Below are 20,523 nucleotides of genomic sequence, written 5' to 3'. Positions count from 1 at the left end.
CCTTCATTATGTCAGGAAATCATTCTAGAAACTATCGCTTTACCTTTCACGAACGTGACATATTTGTAAGATTTTCCTCAAACTAAATCCCGCCTAGAATTTCAGACGGGATCACTTTCACTATATTCGATTCATAAACCAATACTGTGTAATTGCTAAATATTCTCGTACATTCGATGGAATGATGATTGGTTTCGGTGTTTTTGCCGGAAGACCTTCTAATTGTAAACCTTGTTTGGCCGCTATTTTTTTCGCTCTAAACATGTGAAAATCGTTTGTTACGATCATACCTTTTTTCATATCGGCTGGAATTAACGGTTTTGAGAATGTAATATTCTCATCTGTACTCGTAGATTTGTCCTCCATTATAATGCGGTCTTCTACGATATTTTGTTTTATTAGTCCTTGTTTCATTGCTAATGCTTCTGAAATGTCTTCACCTTTTCCTTGTCCTCCAGATACGATAGCGATTGTTTTCTCATGTGATTTTAAATATTCAGCTGCTTTATCAATACGATATTGCAATGAATAAGATGGTTTCGTCCCATTTACTTTCGATCCTAGTACAATTATGTAATCAGCATCGTAGGTTGCATTCATATGCCCATGCTTATAAATGTGATATTGTAAAAACCCCGCATACACGGCGCAAATCATTATAACAACTAAAATGCCCTTCATTATTTTCTTCTTTCTCATATTCATATACTCCTATTTTCTTTTACTTCCTTCATGATAATATCCATTTATTTGTTTGTATACAGACAAATTCCAATAAACCCTAATTTATCCTCTGAAAGGTAATATTTATATTACTTTCGGGAATAGTAAGTACAACTTTACACGAAGGAGTGTCTCTATTGCTTCTCTTTTTATGTAACGTGTCGTTCTTTTTCATCTTATTTTTACTATCGCTTAAGTTACTCGGTAAATCCGCGTTAGCGCAACTAACTCCTCATGATTTTGGGGCTATAATTTTTTTATCTTATTTAGCTTTCCAGGCCATACCCGTCTCTGGTGCTTTACAAGCATTTCTCGGTATGGTTGTTATCACATGTTTACATTTACTCCTTACAAAATTAAGCCTATTCAACAAACTAAATCGTTTTATTCTCGGACACCCTATCATTTTAATTAAACATGGTGATATTATTTTTGAGAACTTACAAAAAAGTAGATACCCCATTGCAGAACTGCTTTCTAATCTTCGCGTTGCAGGATATCCAAGTGTTCATGAAATTGAATACGCTATTTTAGAAGCGAACGGCGCTATTAGTATTTTACCAAAAAGAGAACTTGTACCATTAACTCCAAAAGATTTAAACATAGAAGTTAAGTATGCTGGATTACCAATTGCACTTATCGTCGATTCACAAATTCAATATGATAACTTAAAGTTAATACATAAAGATGAAAAATGGTTATATAAAGAATTAAATGAAAAAGGAATTACAAATATTAAAAACGTTGCCTTTGCTTCTGTTCAAGAAACGGATGGATCTTTTGCGATTAGTTTAAAGGAATAAAAAAATCCCCTTAATTGCTTAAGGGGATTTTTTATCATATCGCTTCTTTCTCTCCTGCCATATTTAATGGAACAGGATGTTTCATACGATTCATCGTAAATACGATAATCGCTGTCATTACTTCTGCAACTGGCATAACGAGCCAAATTCCATTTATACCAAATAATTTCGGCATAATCCATAACAATGGAATAATAAATAGTAATCCTCGGCTCATTATAATAAGTACTGATTTCTTCGTTTGTCGCACTGATTGGAAGTACTCTCCATACACAATGTTATAACCTAAAAATACGTATTGGATAAAGAATAAACTAATACCTGTTAAGGTTAACTCCAATAATTCTGGAGATTGAACATCAAATAAACCAATGATATATTTCCCGAAGAATAATCCGACAATTATCGCAACGCCTCCGAGGACAACAGCAATTTTCACAGCAAACTTCAATCCTTCACGAAGTCTCTCTGATAAATTTGCCCCGTAATGGAAACTAGCAATTGGCTGTAATGCTGCTCCAACACCAAAGAATAATAGTAATGTCATTGCATGAATACTATTCACCATCGCATAGGAAGCTACTCCTACTTCTCCTGCATATTGGACAAATGCGATATTAAAACCAATCGTTACGATTGCAACCGTACTTTCTGCTGTAAAACTTGGGAAACCAATCACCATAATTTGTTTGACAGTATCCCATTCAAAATGAAATTTCGTCCACTTTAAAATACTACTTTTTCTAAAGAAATGAGTTAATAATACAAGGAAACCAATCGCTGCCGAAAGAATAGTCGCTGAGGCAGCACCTGTTACGCCCCATCCAAAGATAAAAATAAAGATATAGTCAAACACTATATTTAATACAGCCGTTACAACAAGACCAGCCATTGCTAAATTAGGATTTCCATCATTTCGTATAAATGTACTTAAAATATTTTCTAAAACGTATATCATTCCAAATGTTAATAATACGTGTAAATAGTCTAACGCATATGGTAAAATCACTTCATTTGCACCAAATAAGTATGCTAAATCTTCTATTCTCCATAAGCAAATCGCTGCTAAAATCCCTACGATAACAACTGCTACCGTCATTGATTGAGTAAAAATAGACCTTGCTCTCTCTCGTTTATTTTCACCTAATGCAATGGAATATAACGTTGCCCCGCCCATTCCAATCCATAATGAAATAGAGAAGAAAATCGAAAAGGCTGGAATAGCCACGTTCACTCCTGCTAAACCGTTCGCCCCAACTCCTCTACTAATCATAACCGCATCAATTACAATATTCACTGACATTAATACCATTCCGAGGACGGCTGGTATTAAATAAGAAATAAATAAACTTTTAATTGGTTTTTCTCTTAATTTTTCTGTTGCTTCCATACTCTAACATGCTCCTTTTTTTCAACTCTCTTTTCTTAGTTTAAACCTTCAAGTAACTTTAAGGTCAATAGAGAATTAAAAAATAGGTGACTTAATTATCGCGTTTGATGCTCATTTGTAATTATACGAGTCCTATAACTTATTGCTTTGTTTTTTCATTATAGGAATTTGAATTTCTGTTACTTGCTCCTCAGGATCTTCTGTTACAGACCAATCAATCAATCCAATCTCAATCGAATCTCCATGTACTTCGTAACCTTCTTTATCAATGTATGTAAGTAACTCCTTGTACGTTGCATCCGTTTCTTCATACGGTCCATGATGATAAGAACAAGCATATAAACCTTCATTAATTTCATCTGAAGTATGCACTTCATACGGCATATAATCCAAAAGAATAAATACACTGCTATATGCTTGAAACTCATTTTGCATTAACCCTTTTTTCGCAACAGTTACACCAATATCTCCAGAAAATAAACTATCATCCATTTGCCTCATATTTTTTTGCAACGAATGGATGTAGTACTCAAACATATCATCCGTCGTATTTGGAGCAACCGCAATTGCTGTAATTTTTCGCGGCGGGATCTCTTTAATTACCATTTGTTCAGCTTTTGCTTTTGTTGCTTCCTTAATTAAATGAATTCTATGCTCCATTTTCGCCAAAGCATACTCAATTTCTCTTTGTTTCTTCAGCATCATCTCTTGTTGTTTTTCCAGTAAATTGAGTGCGTATGCTGGATTTCTTTCATCAATATATTTTTTAATTTCCTTTAATGGAATGTTTAATTGGCGTAAAAACTTAATCGTATCTAATAGTGAAAATTGATCGATTGTGTAATAACGATAATTTGTTTGCGGGTCCACAGTGGACGGATGAAAAATTCCCTTCTCATCATAATAGCGTAAAGTTGATTCCGCTATATTATGCATTTTTGCCATTTCTCCAATTGTAAAGCGTTTGTTTAATAACATCTTTTATTTCCTTCCATTTCTATTTACTTCATTATATGTTCATTTTGTCTTTAAAACAAAAAAAGAATTCCCATACGAGAATTCTTTTTTACTATTAAACCTCTATTATTATAGGAAGAATCATCGGCTTTCGTTTTGTATTTGTATATATATACTTCCCTAACGCTTCTCTTACCTCCCTTTTCAAAATACCCCAGCTATTCACATTCTCTTTCTTTAAATTATTAATTGTAATAACAGCTAATTTATTTAATTCTCTTAAAAATTCTTCTGAATCACGAACATAGACAAATCCACGAGAAATAATATCAGGACCTGAAATTATTTCTCCATCGACTTTATTAAAAGTAATAACTATAACGAGCATTCCATCTTCTGAAAGTTGTTTACGATCACGTAATAAGGCATTTCCAACATCACCAATTCCTAATCCATCTACATATATATTTCCAGCCTGTATTTTTCTAGATTGAACGGCCACTTCATTACTTATATCTACAACATCTCCATTACGTACGATAAAGATATTTTCCTTTTCAATACCAATTGATTCTGCTAACAAACTATGGTGATGTAGCATTCTAAACTCTCCATGAATTGGAATAAAATATTTTGGCTTCATTAATGTAAGCATTAACTTCAACTCTTCTTGATATGCATGACCGGATACATGCACTCCAGTAGAACTGCCTGATCCGTAAATCACCTTTGCTCCTAATGCAAATAAATTATCGATAATTCGAGAAACGTTACGTTCATTTCCTGGGATAGGGGTCGCAGCTATAATAACCGTATCTTCTGGTAAAATATCCACTTGTCTATAGTTTCCACTAGCTAAACGCGCTAAAGCTGCCATTGGTTCTCCTTGACTTCCTGTACAAAGTATTGCAACCTGCTTTGGATCTAAACGATTTACCTCATTTGCTTCAATTAACATACCTTCTGGAATATGTAAATAACCTTTCTCTAGAGCAACCTCTACTACATTTACCATACTTCTCCCTAGCAAAGCTAGTTTTCGATTTGTCTTTATACATGCTTCAACTATTTGCTGAACACGATTCACATTAGAAGCAAACGTAGAAATAATTACTTTTCTATTTGCTTTCATAAATATTTCCTCTATCCGTTCTCCTACTGACCTTTCTGATGGAGTAAAACCTGGGCGTTCTGCATTTGTGCTTTCAGATAATAAAGCTAGTACACCTTCACTTCCTATTTTAGCCATTTTATGAATATCAGGATGTTGATTATTTACTGGTGTTAAATCAAATTTAAAATCACCTGTATGTACTACAGTACCTTCTGGTGTATGAAAAACAATACCGAGACAATCCGGGATACTGTGGTTCGTTTTAAAAAAGGTTGCCTTAATAGAACCACAATCAATTTCTGATTCTGAATGAATAACGATTAATTCCGTATCATTTTGAAGATTGTGTTCCTTTAATTTAATTTCAATTAAACCTAACGTTAACTTTGTTGCATAGATTGGTACATTTAGTTGTTTTAAAAAATATGGTATTCCGCCAATATGGTCCTCATGCCCGTGCGTTACTACTAAACCGCGAATTTTTTCTTTATTTTCTTGCAAATATGTGACGTCTGGAATTATTAAATCAATCCCTAATAAACTTTCATCTGGAAATTTAGACCCACAATCAATGACGACAATATCATTTTCATATTGGATAGCATACATATTTTTTCCTATTTCATTTACTCCACCTAAAGCAACAATAGACAAGTTATTTTTTAATGAATTCAAATGATAAAACCTCCTTTTCACATTTATAATTCGTGAAATAGCATTTAGGCTTTATTATTTGTAATGAAAAAGGACTTCATACTATTTTATACATATAAAATTCACACGCTACTCTTACACCTATATCTCAATAAGACAGCTTCTTCCTCAAAAAGCTCCCATTTTTTCATTGATTTTTTATAAAATCTATTATATATTAATTACAGGTTCAAATTACAAGTTCAAAAGAACTTGTAATCAGACCCTTTTGTTTAATGGGTTTTACATATTTTCATTAGGCAAATTCCGAGAAATCGTATGATAAAACTAAAAATGATGAGGAGAGGATCAGATGGAATTCGAATTTTTCTTTCAAATTGCACTTATTTTATTAAGTACAAAGCTTGCTGGTGATCTTAGTGTTAGATTAGGTCAACCTTCTGTACTAGGTAAATTAATTGTCGGTATCGTTATCGGTCCAGCTTTATTAGGTTGGATTGAAAATTCAGAGCTTCTAACTCAATTAAGTAATGTCGGGGTTATTCTTCTAATGTTTATGGCTGGACTTGAAACAGACTTAGAAGAATTAAACGCCAATCGTAATTCTTCTTTAGCAGTTGCACTCGGAGGTATTATTCTTCCATTCGTAGGTGGTTACGTTTCTGGCCTTGTTATGGGAATGGAACAAGGAAACGCTGTATTCTTAGGATTACTTCTATGTGCGACAAGTGTTAGTATTTCCGTACAAACACTTCGTGATTTAGGTAAAATGAAAACACGTGAAAGTACGACGATGCTTGGAGCCGCTGTATTTGATGACATTCTTGTTGTTATTTTATTAGCATTCGCAATGAGCTTCTTAGGCACTGATGATGTTAACTTAACAATGATTATCTTGAAGAAAGTAGTATTCTTCGCTTCTATTATTTTAATCGGATGGAAAGGTGTTCCAGCAATTATGCGTTGGTTGTCACCACTGCGCGTATCTGAGTCTATCGTGAGCGCAGCTCTTATCATCTGTTTCTCATTCGCATATTTCGGCGAACTATTAGGAATTGCTGGTATTATCGGTGCTTTCGCTGCTGGTATTGCAATTTCTCAAACAAACTACAAACATGAAGTAGAAAAGAAAGTAGAACCAATTGCTTACGCTATGTTCGTTCCAGTATTCTTCGTTAGTATCGGTATGAATATTACATTTGACGGTATTGGCAATCAAATTTGGTTCATCTTAGCATTAACAGTAATCGCTGTATTAACGAAACTAATTGGTTGTGGTGTTGGTGCACGCATGACTGGATTTGATGCTAAGTCTTCTGCAATTATCGGTTCTGGTATGGTTTCTCGTGGTGAAGTTGCACTTATCATCGCAGGAACAGGTCTTTCTTCTGGGCTATTGGCACAAGATTACTTTACAGCAATCGTTATTGTCGTTATTTTAACTACAATGATTACACCACCAATGTTAAAATACACGTTTGGTGCAAAAGATAAAGCAATGAAAGCAAGTAAATAAGTTTACTATAATAAAAGGAGATTGCTATTTTATAAGATAGCAATCTCCTTTTTGTTTTATCTTTAAACAATCTCGTTCTTTTTTAACCATTTTCAAAAATAGTTCGTGCTTCTTCATCATCCATATCATTACTAAATGAATACACCATAATGCCGTAATTATCTATATATTCACCTAGCTTCATTTCCTCCACTTTCTTATAAAAATCGTCCACCTTATAGTGCGGAATATAAGCATCCCAAACCGGCTCATTTATTCTCTTATACGCCGTCACTTCTAAATCATATCCGTCTTCATAATATCCGATGTGATAATGTTTGTTCGAATCATATTTATCCATTAAAAGTCCCCTCTACTAAACAAAAGCGAGCCTTATATTAAAGCTCGCTCCTCTCTCTACTTATTAAATACGTTCCATCGCCGTCTTCAACGTTCCAACAACAAAGGCAATTTCTTCACTTGAAATAATAAGCGGCGGTGCTAATGTTAAGACGTTATTATATCCTGCTGTCGTCATACCGTTTCGTCCTATAATAAGCCCTTTTTCTTTACAAGCATTTACGACACTTGCGATTTTGTCGTTATCAATTGGCTCTTTCGTCTCTTTATCATTTACTAATTCAATTCCAACTAATAGACCTTTTCCTCTAATATCCCCAACAAGCGGATGTTCCCCAATTTCATCTTTTAGTTGCTCTAATAAAAGGGAACCCATTTGCGCAGATCGCTCAATTAAATTTTCATTTTCCATAATCTCTAAGTTTTTAAGGGCTAATGCACAAGCTGCTGGATTTCCACCAAATGTATTAATATGTCGGAAGAATTCATACTCTCCCTTCCCTTTAAATGCTTCATATATTTCTTTTTTCACAGCTGTTGCAGATAATGGTAAATATGCGCTCGTAATCCCTTTTGCCATCGTAATAATATCTGGCTTCACATCATAATTCATAAATCCAAATGCTTTTCCTGTACGACCGAAGCCACAAATCACTTCATCACTAATAAGTAGCGCGCCGTGTTTTTGACACGTTTCATGAACAGCTTTCATATAGTCTTGTGGTGGCATTAATATGCCCCCACCTGTAATAATTGGTTCCATAATAAAAGCGGCAATTGTTTCACTTAATTCCCACGTCATAACACGATCGACTTCTTTCACACATTCTACATCATAAATATGCTGCCCTTCAATTTCAGGCATACGGTAACAATCCGGTGGTGTTACGTGTAAAAAGCCTGAAGCAAACGGTTCATATTGATATCTACGCTGCGCTTGTCCCGTCGCTGCCATTGTCGCCATTGTATTCCCGTGATACCCACGATAACGTGACATAAATTTATAACGATGTGGTTCACCTTTTTGCGCATAGTATTGTCTTGCTATTTTAAAAGCTGTTTCGTTCGCTTCTGAACCACTATTTGAGAAGAAAATAACATACTCTCCCCCAAGCCACTCATTTAATTTTTCAGCAAGCTTTATAGCTGGTTCATGAGATTGTGACATTGGAAAGTATGATAATGTTTGTAATTGCTTATAAGCCGCTTCTGCGAGCTCCTTTCTTCCATATCCACTATTCACACACCAAAGACCACTCATACCATCTAAATATCTTTTTCCTTGTATATCTTCAACCCAGCACCCTTCAGCTTTTGCCCCTACCATTGTACTATTTGGACTAAAGGGACGCATTCCGTGCCAAACATATTGCTCATCTTTTGCTAATAATTCATCAGTTTGCTTCGTTTTCATCATTACTTCCACCTTCCATAACAACTTATTTTTCACAAAAGCTGCGCTGGTGCCATGATGACTTAAATTTCTCCCTGCTATTTTCATTCCACAAAATTAAGACAAATCCTACTTACAAATCAGTAATATTTACAAGAAAATGACAAAAGAAAAAAGAGCTTTTCTTATCTATCGAAAAGCTCCTCTTTTATTTAATGTGAAGACGCATCGCTAATACCGTGACCAGTATTAGATTTCACGAGAATTTCATCAAATTTCGCTGCATCTTCTTTCTTACTAGATAAAACAGTTCCTAAATACGCTGCAAGAAATCCAAGCGGAATTGAAATAATTCCTGGTGTCGTATATGGGAATATCGCTTCCCCAACAAAAATAGCTTTTCCAGCTACAGGGTTCCAAACATTCGGACTCAACGCTACGAGAACAATAGCTGATACGAGACCTACAATCATACCGGAAATAGCACCCGTTGTATTAAAACGCTTCCAATATATTGTAAATAAAATCACTGGTAGATTTGCACTCGCTGCAACTGCAAATGCTAATGATACTAAAAATGCTACGTTTAATGTTTGGGCAAATAATGCAAGTATGATAGATAGTATCGCTACCCCAATAGATGCATAACGAGCCATAGATACTTGCTCTTTTTCCGTTGATTTTCCTTTGCGAATGATCTCATTATAAAAATCATGAGCGAATGCTGATGCTGCCGTTAATACGAGACCTGCCACTACAGCCAAAATTGTTGCAAAAGCAATTGCTGATACGAAAGCAAATAAGAAGTCTCCACCTAACGCTTTGGCTAATAAAGGTGCTGCCATATTACCCGCTGGGTTCGCTTTAATAATCGCTTCATTTCCTACAAACGCTGCCGCACCAAATCCTAAGAAAATCGTCATAATATAAAATGCACCAATTAACCATGTCGCATATACGACAGATTGACGTGCAGTTTTTGCATCACGTACTGTAAAAAAGCGGACAAGTATATGTGGTAATCCAGCTGTACCAAGTACTAGTCCTAAATTTAAAGAAAGTGTATCAAGGCCATCCTTATACTTTACACCTGGATTTAAAAATGAATCTTTTAATGGTGTAGCTGTTTTCATTTGGGCAAACATTTCAGTCACGCTGAAGTTGAATTTTGCGAAAACGATAACAGAAATAATAAACGTACCGGCCATAAGTAATACAGCCTTTACAATTTGTACCCAGCTCGTTGCTGTCATACCACCAAAAATAACATACACCGTCATAAGTGTTCCAACGATTAATACAGATGTCGTATATTCAATCCCTAATAATAATTTAATAAGTGCACCCGCGCCAACTAATTGTGCAATCATATAAAAGATAGAAATCGTCATCGTATTAAGAGCTGCAACTCCGCGAACTTTTTTCGCGTCAAAGCGTGCTGCAATCATATCCGCCAAAGTGTACTTTCCTAAATTTCTAAGCGGTTCTGCAACAAGATATAGTACAACTAAATAAGCAACTAAAAAACCGATACTATAAAAGAATCCATCAAACCCAGTTAATGCGATTGCTCCAGCTATACCGAGAAATGAAGCAGCAGACATGTAATCTCCAGCAATGGCCAGACCATTTTGCCAACCAGTTAATCCCCCTCCAGCCGTATAAAATTCACTCGCATTTTTCGTTTTTTTCGATGCAAAATAGGTTATGACGAGCGTACCAAGAACAATAATTAAAAATAGTGCAAATGCAGTAGTATTCAAGTTCAGCCCCTCCCTTTTTGCATATCTTGCAAAATTTTTCGGGAGATTTCATCAAATGATTCTGCTTTTTTGCTATAAATCATACATAGTGCCCATGTCATAATAAATTGGGAAAAAGCAAATACCCACGCCCATGTAACGTCTCCAAATGCAGGTGTATTAAGCACCTTTGAATACGATGTTAAAATAGGTAATGCGATAAAAAAACTAAAAAAGAAAATACTCATTGGAATGATAAACTTCTTTTTCGTATTTAATAACAATTGAAATTCTTCCGACTGAACGACCTCTGTATAATTCACCTCATTTTGCAACTTACGTGCTGACGTATCGTCTCGTTTCATTAACCGATCCCCTCTCTTACTTAAAATACACTTCCCCCTTGCATACCTAAAGACTAAATTTTATAAATATTCAGAAACTTATATTCATTTTAGACAATCCATGCATTCATGCAAAGATTTTTTGATAGACATTTTTCGGCAATTCCCCCTAAATTTTTAATATACTTTTTCAAAATAAAGTGACACCTTACTTATTTATCCTCATTAAGACAAAAGCAGTGCTTAACGCACTACTTTTGTCTTTTTTTCCTTTTCTAAATTACGAGCCGTTTCGCTTAACTCAACATCTTTTCCGTCTTTAAGTGTTCCAAATATAAAATCGAATACTGGATTTGAAACACCAAACCAAAACTTTTCGTTTTTATAATGGTGTAATATATGTTGTTTTTTTAGCCATCTTCCAAACTTAGTGACGGGACGAATCGGTCTATGAGCAATATAATGTTTCCATTCGTAAACGAGCAGCATAATAATCATTCCGATTCCAAATGAAAGTGCAATAGTAACACTTTTTGTAATACCATATGCTATAAGTAAATATATAGTAAAACTAGGTATACTAAACCATACAGGTAAAAACAAAAGTTTTAAATCATCTGGATATACGTGGTGATCATAATGCAATCTTCTTAACATTTTTAATAGAAATGTGTTTTTAGGTGGCTTTATATGGAATAAAAAACGATGTGTCATATATTCATTAAGTGTATAGAAAACAATCCCAAACATACATGCTAACATGCCAAACCACGTAAAAAATTGCATTTTTAAAATAATAATGAAAATAAATAGAATGCTATACATAATAACAATATCATGTTGTAAAAAGAACTCTTTCCCCACTTTCTTCATCTTGTTTCCCCCTTTTCCAAAAAAACAGCCGCAACATATCGTTACGACTATTTCTTTTCTATTCTTATTCTATTCACTTTACAAATTTGCCTGCTGTTCTATTGCCGAGAAAAAATTGTTTGATCCAAATATATTTTGCTTCGGAATAATATGTTCCACTGCAAACACTGTTACTTCTCCTCTTTGCACTTCTCCAATAATGAGCCCAAATATTTCATGATTTACTGCAAACGTCGGTTGCTTTGTTTGTAACAATCTTGCAGCATTATGAAATACCGCTTCATATAGTGGATTTCTATCAGTAATTTCTTTTCGGATTTTTGGCGCTAACGTAATTATAATTTCTTTTCCGTCAATAGTGGTTCGATACATAAAAATCTCCCCTTCAATCTTATGTGAACAACTGTAAAGCTTTGTATGCAAAATGTATAGAGTAACCTACTAAAATAATACCTGCTCCGGCTGTTATGTAGCCAAGCGCTTTTGGTTTTAATAAAGTTCTTCCAAAATGTACAGAAAAAGCAATATTTAAATTCCATAAAATAATACCAACAATAATGCAAAGACTGTACAAAAAAGCTTCTTGTTTCGTTACCTTCGTAAGTAATGAGCTAAGTGTACTTCCGTATATACCAAACCAAAAAACAAGATTTAATGGATTGGATATCGCAATTAAAAATCCTGCCATAAACGATTGCTTAAGGCCACCTACCTCTTCTTTTTTATATTCCATATTCGATTCGAAAATTCCTTGTTTTACACTTTGAAATCCTAAATAAAATAACAAGAAAAAACCCGTGCAATACATGAAGGCTTGTACATATGTATACATAAACACAGAAGATAAACCGAAATAAATGAGAAGCATAAATAAAACATCTGCAGTCATTCCACCAATTCCAACAACCCAAGCGTGCCAAAAACCACGTTCAATTCCTCGTTTTAACATTTCAATATTAATCGGCCCTACTGGCGCAGCTAATGATATACCTAATACGATTTGCTGTATAATTGCTCCAATCATCGCTCTATCCTTTCTACTCTCTTTACTACTAGTTAATGATGTAATTTTAAAAAATAGACTAGCTTTCATAATAAAATACCCTTTTTTATCCAAAATATACAAAAGAGCCATCTAGATGATGGCTCTTACTTTTCTATCCTATGAAGAAAAGGACATTTCCCTTTTATTGGCTCTACATCGTCTCCTATGAAATATTGTTTCCATTCACGATGCTCTGGGTCACCATAATGACTAATGTTAGGATGTTTCGGCAATTGATCCCACTTTTCAACTCGCTCACGGACCATTTGTCTTGAATATGCTCCTTTAGGACGATCTCCCTCTAATCCATCAAAAATAGTGCGTGGCTGAAACCCAATAACGAGAGAATTTCCTAAATGTCTAGTTTTTCGTTGTTTATAAGCTGGCGCATTTCCAAATGCGAATATTGGCTCACCACCAAATGAAAATTCCCATAAATAATGGTCTGGGTCTTCAGGAATTTGCTTTGGCCATGCTTCATTATCGTTTTCATGTAAATACTGTAACACTTTCCAAAAAGAATCACGGTAATATTCGAGTGATTGTTCTTCACATTCCGGTTCTACAAAAAGGAAAAAGCCCCTTCTTACAATCGGTCTCTCTTTCATTAACTCTAAAAAAGATAACATTGTATGCGGCAAATGACTCCAATCATTATGAGAAAGAAATGAATAACGAAGTTCATTCTTTTTCAAAGCTGTTAAACCGAAATAGCATGGAAAAGTTGGTTCTAACACGACACTTGAAAAAATCTCAAATTCTTTTGCAACCCAATCCGGTATGTCGGTTCTCGTTCTCATTCCTTCATTATCTAATAAGTAAGGCTTATTCATTCTTTCACCTCATTATGTATAGCATTCAATTAAGAATATTACATACTCGGCCTGTCCTATACCTATTTAAAAATTTGACTGAAAAATTATTTAAAAATACAAAAAAATAAAATCGCTTACTTGACTAAATTCTCCCAATTCGTGTATATTTAAATTAATCATTTAGCAGAATATTCAAGAATATAGCATTTTTAGTTTATATTATTTTTTAAATGAATTTCACTAAATGAAAATAGTAAACGCTTTTAGGAGGAATTGTAACATGCAAGGAAAAGTAAAATGGTTTAACAACGAAAAAGGTTTTGGATTTATCGAAATGGAAGGCGCTGACGATGTATTCGTACATTTCTCTGCTATTCAAGGAGACGGCTACAAAGCTTTAGAAGAAGGTCAAGAAGTATCTTTCGACATTACTGAAGGTAACCGCGGACCTCAAGCTGCTAACGTAGTAAAACTTTAATCCAACATATAACAGGAGGTTGCCTTACTTGGTAACCTCCTTTGTTATTCCTTTGTATATTTCCGTTTTACAGAGCAAAAACTATGTGAAATGCGCACTATACAAAGGAGGAATTATTAATGGGATCAGAAGTAAATGATTTTGAAGAAGTGAAATTCCGTGTAGAAACAGCACAAAAAATGGTAGGATCAGCAACAATTTCAATGGATCCAGATACATTAGAACATGCTACTACTGCTGTAGAAGCAGCTCGCTCTCAGCTTGAAATTATGAAATCTGTTGCAACTGATTTAGATGAACCATTTTTAATGAATGAGGAAAAGAAATTAAATAAATGTGAGCATCAACTAAACGAAGCAAGACACTAAAAAACATCCAGAGAATTTTCTCTGGATGTTTTTTCATGACAACTGTTCTCCATATTTTTTCAATGTTTCTCCAACTGTACATTGGCGTATACAAAATGAATGGGCATAATATTTACTATTTGTCTTTCGATTATGTTCTCGCAAAAAACAGCCTTCACAATACGTTTCTAATAAGTCATTTACCTCTGTAATGAGTTGCTTTTTATCCACCTTTGCACCTCTCTATTCAGTTATTTCTTTATGACTATCAATAACTGTTCCTTCCAATGCTTGCGTGGCTAATTGATGTGCTTCTATATTTTGTTTTCTAGATATCGGCTCACATATAAGTTTTAATTTCATTTGCTTCGCCTTTTGTTCAATTTGATCTAAATAATGATTTAAATGTTCATCATAACAAGGCCATTCTCCAGCCAATTGCTGTAGTACCACTTGTGAGTCTCCGCGAAGTGTAATCGCTTCATACTTAATCCCTAATTCCTCGAGTATATTCATACCGTATAATAATGATGCATATTCCGCTTCATTATTATCATATATACCTTCTATATATGCATTGCGGCGAATCCGGTAGTTTGTATTTCCTTTTTTATAATACACACATATACCAACGCCAGCCTCTTTCGTCTGCACATCATACCCCCCATCAAAATAAACGAGTATTTCTTGGGGCTCTTCCTCTACTTGCTTACTTAACTTTTTCATCTCTTTTAATGACCATTCCGCGTCCATTTCATCATAAAATGAAAATTCTTTTACTCTTCCTGTTTTCTCAAAATCCTCTGCAAATTGAAGTACTTCTTCTATGTTCATATACTCTGTCGTTAATTCCGTCTGCAATCCGCGCTTTGTTTTATACAACCAATGAATTTTATATTTCATACTTCATTCCCCTTATATAAGACTTCTTATTTATCCGGCTAATTGAAGCCTCACTTTATTTTATTATATTTTATCAAGAGTCAAAGAATTATATTCAATATTATCACATACAAAAAGAGCCATCCTATATAAGGAATGGCTCTTTCATCTATTACATAAATCTTTCAAATTGTACTCGCTTATTAATCCAGTACATTACAGGCATACCAATGGCCATTACTACGAATTCACCTGCTGCACATGTTAACCAAGTCCACATAAATGGTAGATCAAATGCAAGATGAAGTTCAATTGCAATCATAAACATTGTAATCGTAAAGATAACTGTATTAAAAATCATACGAGCCCAAACACCTTTAATAAATCGCATAGAAATAATCGTTGCAACTAATGCAAGAATAGATTGACCTACTCCAAATACTAAATCATAAGCGATCATAGGTGAGAAAAAGAGATTCGTTAAAAATACACCTAATACAATTCCGTAAATTGCTTTCTTGTTAAATACAACGAGATGATTAAACATCTCTGAAATACGAAACTGTACATTCGTAAAGCCAAATGGCTGAATAAGCATAGAAACAGCAATATATAATGCCGCTAAAATACCATTACCGACTAATGTTCTAATATTCATGACAAAATCTCCTTAGTTTTTTTACGTGGGATGGTTTCGAACCACGTTATTCGTTTTTTAAGCAACAAGATTATATTTTACGTGGTAGCCCCTCTTTCGTCAATAGATTCCCATCGTGAACTACCTTTTTTCTTTTAGACAACGTATAATGAAACATATGAAAGATTTAGGAGGTTTCACTTCATGACAGCAACAATTCAAAATGAAAAAGTGATCGTTTCCATTTCTGACAAAGGTGCAGAATTACAGAGCGTTCGCTTAAAAGAAGACAACATAGAATATTTATGGCAAGGTGATTCTACTTATTGGGGACGCCGTGCACCAATTTTGTTCCCAATTGTCGGTCGATTAGTAGATAATACATACTACGTAGACGGTAAACCATATTCATTAACACAACACGGTTTCGCTCGTGATCTTACTTTCTCTGTGAAAGAACAAAGCGAAACAAAGATCATTTATATCGTTACTAGTAATGAAGAAACATTAAAAAAATACCCATACGAATTCGAATTACTCGTTTCTTATGAGCTAGATGGACAAAGTGTTCATGTAACATATGAAGTAAACAATCCTACTTCTAAAGAAATGTTCTTCTCAATCGGAGCACATCCTGGATTCAACTTCCCTTTATTGGACGGTGAATCATTTACAGATTATCACTTATCGTTTAATGGTTCGGAACGCTTAGAAACAAGCGTATTAGAAGGACCTTATCTTTCAAACAAAAAGCAATTAATCGCTGAAAATACGACTGAATTGCCACTTACATACGATTTATTCAAAAATGATGCACTTATTTTTGAACATATGAATACGAATGAAATTTCGATTCGTTCTCATAAACATAATAAATTTGTAAAAGTAGAATTTGATGGATTTCCATTTGTCGGCGTATGGACACCAGGGGATAACGCACCTTTCTTATGTATTGAACCTTGGTATGGAATCGCTGATGAAGTAAATCCAGCAAAAGATTTCAAGGACAAAAAGGGAATTCAATCTTTACAAGCGAATGAAACATTTACATGTCGTTACAGCATCACAATCGGATAACTACTCTATCCCCTACTTCAAAAAAACATTTAAGTAGGGGATAATCTTATAATTTGGAGGTTTCTCATTTTGATTGAAGTATATATTGATGGTGCATCAAAAGGAAATCCTGGTCCTTCTGGTGCAGGAGTGTTTATTAAAGGCATTCAGCCGCCTGTACAATTATCAGTACCACTTGGAACAATGTCCAATCATGAAGCAGAATACCGCGCTTTACTTCTAGCATTAAAATATTGCATTGAGCATAATTATAGCACTGTCTCTTTTCGTACAGATTCGCAGCTTGTTGAGCGGGCTGTTGAAAAGGAATACGCAAAAAATAAAATATTTGCACCTCTTTTAGATGAAGCACTACAGTACATAAAAAACTTCGATCTCTTTTTTATTAAGTGGATTCCAAGTAGTCAAAATAAAGTAGCTGATGAATTAGCTAGAAAAGCTATCTTACAAAATTAACGGGGGTATGAGTGTGAAAAAAGAGTGGATTGCTCCTCTTGCTTTATTATTTGTCTCTTTTATTTGGGGAGCTACGTTTGTTGTCGTTCAAAACGCTATGTCTTTCGTTGGTCCATTTACGTTTAATGGTATTCGTTTTTTATTCGCTGGAATTATTTTATTATTCGTTCAAATTATTTTTTCACAGAAAACTTCAAAACAAGAATTAAAACATAGTAGTTTAGCTGGATTAATAGTTGGGTTCTTCTTATTTGTCGGCTATTTATTACAAACATTTGGCTTACTCTATACAACTTCTTCAAAAGCAGGTTTCTTAACTGGGCTAAGCATTGTTATGGTCCCAATCTTATCCTTTATCTTTTTAAAACAAAAAGCCACCATTTTCATCGTACTTGGTATTGCTGTAGCTACAACAGGTTTGTACTTATTAACAGCTGCTGATTCTTTCCAATTAAATATAGGAGATATACTTGTTCTTGGTTGTGCAGTCGCTTTCGCTGCCCATATTCTTATTAACGGCTTCTTTTCTAAAAAAATATCACCTTTATTATTAAGCACATCTCAAGTATTAGCTGTTGGTATATTTTCTTCTATTTGCGCTTTCTTGTTTGAAGATTGGGAAAAGTTATTTTCAGTATCACTATGGACGAATCAATCCTTTTTATTCGCACTCTTTCTAACTGCCCTGTTTGCAACATCTATTGCTTTTTTCATTCAAACATCGGCACAAAAACACACTTCTCCAACGAGAGTAGCAATTATTTTCGCAATGGAGCCCGTTTTTGCTGCATTAACAGGCGTTCTCGTTGCAAATGAACAACTTTCTATTTCTGCTATTATCGGATGTCTATGTATTTTTCTAGGCATGATTTTTGTTGAATTACCTTCCAAAACAAAAAAAGAAGCGCAGGCTGCGTGAAGTTACGCTTGTAACTTCCGCATAAAAGCCTTAGCGCTTTTTTTATCTGTAATTTCTTCCTCTTTCAATCGTTCTAATAACGCAACGAAATAACTACCATCAAACTGCAATTGATGTTTAATTGTCGCTTCTATTGCTGCGTTCACAATCCCATCAGACGCACCAGTATATCCTTGTCCAAACATAATAAACCCTTGTGCTTCCTCTGATAATTTAAATCCTTTCGTATGTAAGAATGAAAGATAATCTTCTACTGTTTGCATGTTATTCCCACCTACTCAAAAATTCTCCATCTCCTATCATACATGTTTTTACACGCTATGAGAATGAAATTTCTTTGACAACTTTGTAAATCAATCTTCTACTTCTCTTACAATAGAGGATTTCCTAACAATCTGAAGGAATATGTACAGTGAAACTTATTTCATATTAAAGGGGAGACACGATGAAACAAGCACTATTAATTATCGACGCTCAGCAAGAATTAATTGATGGAAATGAGCAAGAAAATGAAGTTTTTCGTAAAACCGAGCTATTATCTACACTAAATATAGCCCTGCAGAAAGCAATAGATTCAAATGCTCTTATTGTTTTCGTAAGAGATATCGATGTTGCTTCTGGTAGTGGCGAAGGATTTGAAGTACATAATCAAATTCAAGTACCCCAGTCTGCAATCTTTATTAATAAAGCAGCAACCAATTCATTCTACGGCACTTCTTTACTTGAACTTTTAAAAGAAGAAGACATTAATCATATTGTTATAGGCGGATGTAAAACAGAGCATTGCATTGACACTGCCGTTAAGACAGCAACTGTACAAGGATTTGACGTTACATTAATTAAAAACGGTCATTCAACAACTGATTCTAACGTATTGTCTGCAGAGCAAATTATCTCTCACCATAATAAAATTCTCCATGGTCATTATAATGTTGATCATTTTTCAGTTGTTAGAGATGTCGAGGAAGATCTTTTTCAACCTATTCACGACCAATATCGTGATTAAATTGGCTCAAAAAAGAATCCTTCATTTAAAAGGATTCTTTTTTATCCAAAAATTTGCGCTGCAATACTATATAGTTCACTATTTCTTTTTAATAACCGATTACTATTTTTCATCATAATTGGTGGTATATTCACTTTTTTAAAACCAGCAATCTCTAATTCTTTCATGAAATCGTTCTTTCCTTCTAGTACATCAATTCTTAATTTACCATTATGCCCTCTTGCTAAATCATGTACTATTCTCATTGCCATCTCATCATTTTTAGCAACAACCGGCCCTATTATCTTATTTTCTGGTGTTTGTATGCTTAAACCGTAACCTAATACATTTTGTTCCTTGTCCCTTACAACGATACACTGTTCACTTTGCATAATTCTTTTCTTTAAAAACTCTTTTCTATTTGTTCCAAACGCATATTCATCTATTTTTATTATTTTTTCTAAATCACCCTCTTCATAATTCATCACATAATCTTCATTTCTTACACAATAATCTTTCGCATTGTATGAGTTACATATGTATTTAGAAACATAACTTACTGCCCTAAATCCTAACTTTTCATATAAAGGTTTCCCTTCATCCGTAGCAATAAGCATAATTGGAGTATGAGCTGATACGCTTTTAACGCACGCTTCCGTTATTATCTTTCCAATCCCTCTCCCCTTATAATCTGGATGTACAATCACCATTCCGATAGACGCTAATTTCTCCCCATATAATATTATTGCCGCGCTAGCAATTAGTTCCTCTCTCTCATTCCAAACACCGTATACATTCCCTCCGTTAAAAATAGTCTCAATTTCTTCTCTGTTATAATCCCACCCAATATAAGAAGATAATGATACAATATTCCCTGTTTTTGCTTCCCTAAGACGCTCCACTCTAATTTCCAATTCAATCATACTCCATCCCCTTATCTAGACATTTAAATCATTATTATCAAATCAACTTGTACATGTTTCCATTTATTTATCACACACATATCCTATTTTGACCAAGACTATATTGGAAAT

Annotated in this window: 24 protein-coding genes, 1 pseudogene and 1 riboswitch; of the genes and pseudogenes, 8 read left to right on the top strand and 17 right to left on the bottom strand. The window is 34.3% G+C overall.

Annotated features, from left to right (window positions below; all coding sequences use genetic code 11):
• Positions 1-120 precede the first annotated feature (120 nt).
• Positions 121-699, bottom strand: coding sequence for a YdcF family protein (locus tag ACTFRY_RS12475; RefSeq protein WP_001227678.1), 579 nt, complete (start codon positions 697-699; stop codon positions 121-123).
• Between the two features lie 161 nt (positions 700-860).
• Between ACTFRY_RS12475 and ACTFRY_RS12470 the strand changes: the two genes are divergently transcribed.
• Entirely contained in the window at positions 861-1,526 is a 666-nt protein-coding gene (locus ACTFRY_RS12470; RefSeq protein ID WP_098616260.1) for a DUF421 domain-containing protein, read from the top strand.
• 34 nt (positions 1,527-1,560) lie between these two features.
• On the opposite strand, the gene ACTFRY_RS12465 is transcribed toward ACTFRY_RS12470, so the two are convergent.
• From ACTFRY_RS12465 to ACTFRY_RS12455, 3 genes are all read right to left on the bottom strand, one after another.
• Positions 1,561-2,916 carry an MATE family efflux transporter gene (locus ACTFRY_RS12465; protein ID WP_000388390.1) on the bottom strand — a complete coding sequence of 452 codons (1,356 nt, stop codon included), beginning with the start codon at positions 2,914-2,916 and terminating at the stop codon, positions 1,561-1,563.
• A gap of 132 nt (positions 2,917-3,048) precedes the next feature.
• Positions 3,049-3,894, bottom strand: coding sequence for a MerR family transcriptional regulator (locus ACTFRY_RS12460; RefSeq protein ID WP_098616261.1), 846 nt, complete (start codon positions 3,892-3,894; stop codon positions 3,049-3,051).
• A gap of 94 nt (positions 3,895-3,988) precedes the next feature.
• Entirely contained in the window at positions 3,989-5,662 is a 1,674-nt protein-coding gene (locus tag ACTFRY_RS12455; protein ID WP_098536369.1) for a ribonuclease J, read from the bottom strand.
• A 331-nt stretch (positions 5,663-5,993) separates the two neighbouring features.
• On the opposite strand from ACTFRY_RS12455, the gene ACTFRY_RS12450 reads away from it, so the two are divergent.
• Positions 5,994-7,157, top strand: coding sequence for a cation:proton antiporter (locus ACTFRY_RS12450; RefSeq protein ID WP_000393878.1), 1,164 nt, complete (start codon positions 5,994-5,996; stop codon positions 7,155-7,157).
• 62 nt (positions 7,158-7,219) lie between these two features.
• On the opposite strand, the pseudogene ACTFRY_RS12445 reads toward ACTFRY_RS12450, so the two are convergent.
• The 8 genes and pseudogenes from ACTFRY_RS12445 to ACTFRY_RS12410 form a co-directional block, all read right to left on the bottom strand.
• Positions 7,220-7,497: pseudogene (locus ACTFRY_RS12445) on the bottom strand (DUF3986 family protein).
• Positions 7,498-7,560: 63 nt separating this feature from the next.
• On the bottom strand, positions 7,561-8,910 hold the full coding sequence (locus tag ACTFRY_RS12440) for an aspartate aminotransferase family protein (protein WP_000850959.1): 1,350 nt from the start codon (positions 8,908-8,910) through the stop codon (positions 7,561-7,563).
• 191 nt (positions 8,911-9,101) lie between these two features.
• Entirely contained in the window at positions 9,102-10,652 is a 1,551-nt protein-coding gene (locus ACTFRY_RS12435; RefSeq protein ID WP_001098235.1) for a solute symporter family protein, read from the bottom strand.
• A gap of 2 nt (positions 10,653-10,654) precedes the next feature.
• A complete protein-coding gene (locus ACTFRY_RS12430; RefSeq protein ID WP_000817366.1) occupies positions 10,655-10,996 on the bottom strand; it encodes a DUF485 domain-containing protein in 342 nt (113 codons plus the stop codon).
• A gap of 222 nt (positions 10,997-11,218) precedes the next feature.
• Positions 11,219-11,848: a sterol desaturase family protein gene (locus tag ACTFRY_RS12425; protein WP_000755396.1), complete on the bottom strand. Its 630-nt coding sequence runs from the start codon at positions 11,846-11,848 to the stop codon at positions 11,219-11,221.
• Positions 11,849-11,926: 78 nt separating this feature from the next.
• Positions 11,927-12,220, bottom strand: a complete 294-nt coding sequence (locus ACTFRY_RS12420; RefSeq protein WP_000286362.1) for a hypothetical protein — start codon at positions 12,218-12,220, stop codon at positions 11,927-11,929.
• 19 nt (positions 12,221-12,239) lie between these two features.
• Positions 12,240-12,983 carry a LysE family transporter gene (locus ACTFRY_RS12415; protein ID WP_001196839.1) on the bottom strand — a complete coding sequence of 248 codons (744 nt, stop codon included), beginning with the start codon at positions 12,981-12,983 and terminating at the stop codon, positions 12,240-12,242.
• Between the two features lie 14 nt (positions 12,984-12,997).
• A complete protein-coding gene (locus ACTFRY_RS12410) occupies positions 12,998-13,726 on the bottom strand; it encodes a YqcI/YcgG family protein (RefSeq protein WP_440032348.1) in 729 nt (242 codons plus the stop codon).
• A gap of 262 nt (positions 13,727-13,988) precedes the next feature.
• Between ACTFRY_RS12410 and cspB the strand changes: the two genes are divergently transcribed.
• Positions 13,989-14,186, top strand: a complete 198-nt coding sequence (cspB, locus tag ACTFRY_RS12405) for a cold shock-like protein CspB (protein ID WP_001161731.1) — start codon at positions 13,989-13,991, stop codon at positions 14,184-14,186.
• 119 nt (positions 14,187-14,305) lie between these two features.
• Positions 14,306-14,554, top strand: coding sequence for a DUF2564 family protein (locus ACTFRY_RS12400; protein ID WP_000534392.1), 249 nt, complete (start codon positions 14,306-14,308; stop codon positions 14,552-14,554).
• Positions 14,555-14,587: 33 nt separating this feature from the next.
• Here ACTFRY_RS12400 and ACTFRY_RS12395 read toward each other — a convergent pair whose 3' ends face one another.
• From ACTFRY_RS12395 to ACTFRY_RS12385, 3 genes are all read right to left on the bottom strand, one after another.
• Positions 14,588-14,764, bottom strand: coding sequence for a zinc-finger domain-containing protein (locus ACTFRY_RS12395; RefSeq protein ID WP_000358801.1), 177 nt, complete (start codon positions 14,762-14,764; stop codon positions 14,588-14,590).
• Positions 14,765-14,776: 12 nt separating this feature from the next.
• The gene (locus ACTFRY_RS12390) at positions 14,777-15,436 is read right to left on the bottom strand and encodes a ribonuclease H family protein (protein ID WP_098616262.1); all 660 of its coding nucleotides are present in this window, start codon (positions 15,434-15,436) and stop codon (positions 14,777-14,779) included.
• A 151-nt stretch (positions 15,437-15,587) separates the two neighbouring features.
• Positions 15,588-16,073 (bottom strand): QueT transporter family protein, encoded by a 486-nt coding sequence (locus ACTFRY_RS12385; protein ID WP_001026471.1) that lies wholly within the window; start codon positions 16,071-16,073, stop codon positions 15,588-15,590.
• Between the two features lie 6 nt (positions 16,074-16,079).
• Positions 16,080-16,124: riboswitch (PreQ1 riboswitch) on the bottom strand.
• Between the two features lie 132 nt (positions 16,125-16,256).
• On the opposite strand from ACTFRY_RS12385, the gene ACTFRY_RS12380 reads away from it, so the two are divergent.
• The 3 genes from ACTFRY_RS12380 to ACTFRY_RS12370 all read left to right on the top strand — a co-directional run bounded on the left by ACTFRY_RS12380 (position 16,257) and on the right by ACTFRY_RS12370 (position 18,504).
• On the top strand, positions 16,257-17,129 hold the full coding sequence (locus tag ACTFRY_RS12380) for an aldose 1-epimerase family protein (RefSeq protein ID WP_098616263.1): 873 nt from the start codon (positions 16,257-16,259) through the stop codon (positions 17,127-17,129).
• A gap of 69 nt (positions 17,130-17,198) precedes the next feature.
• Positions 17,199-17,585, top strand: a complete 387-nt coding sequence (locus ACTFRY_RS12375) for a reverse transcriptase-like protein (RefSeq protein WP_061664219.1) — start codon at positions 17,199-17,201, stop codon at positions 17,583-17,585.
• Between the two features lie 13 nt (positions 17,586-17,598).
• A complete protein-coding gene (locus ACTFRY_RS12370) occupies positions 17,599-18,504 on the top strand; it encodes a DMT family transporter (RefSeq protein ID WP_000712602.1) in 906 nt (301 codons plus the stop codon).
• 2 nt (positions 18,505-18,506) lie between these two features.
• Here the strand turns inward: ACTFRY_RS12370 and ACTFRY_RS12365 are convergent, their stop codons facing one another.
• The gene (locus tag ACTFRY_RS12365; protein ID WP_001195212.1) at positions 18,507-18,767 is read right to left on the bottom strand and encodes a DUF6123 family protein; all 261 of its coding nucleotides are present in this window, start codon (positions 18,765-18,767) and stop codon (positions 18,507-18,509) included.
• A gap of 182 nt (positions 18,768-18,949) precedes the next feature.
• Between ACTFRY_RS12365 and ACTFRY_RS12360 the strand changes: the two genes are divergently transcribed.
• A complete protein-coding gene (locus ACTFRY_RS12360) occupies positions 18,950-19,510 on the top strand; it encodes a cysteine hydrolase family protein (protein WP_098616264.1) in 561 nt (186 codons plus the stop codon).
• Between the two features lie 41 nt (positions 19,511-19,551).
• On the opposite strand, the gene ACTFRY_RS12355 is transcribed toward ACTFRY_RS12360, so the two are convergent.
• Complete coding sequence (locus ACTFRY_RS12355; protein ID WP_098616265.1) at positions 19,552-20,412, bottom strand: GNAT family N-acetyltransferase; 861 nt, start codon at positions 20,410-20,412, stop codon at positions 19,552-19,554.
• Between the last annotated feature and the right edge of the window lie 111 nt (positions 20,413-20,523).

It is taken from the genome of Bacillus cereus group sp. MYBK195-1 (genome assembly GCF_051916605.1).
GTDB classification, from domain to species: Bacteria; Bacillota; Bacilli; order Bacillales; family Bacillaceae_G; genus Bacillus_A; species Bacillus_A cereus.
Note: the sequence above shows the minus strand (reverse complement) of the source record. Positions and strands in the feature narration are given on the sequence as shown.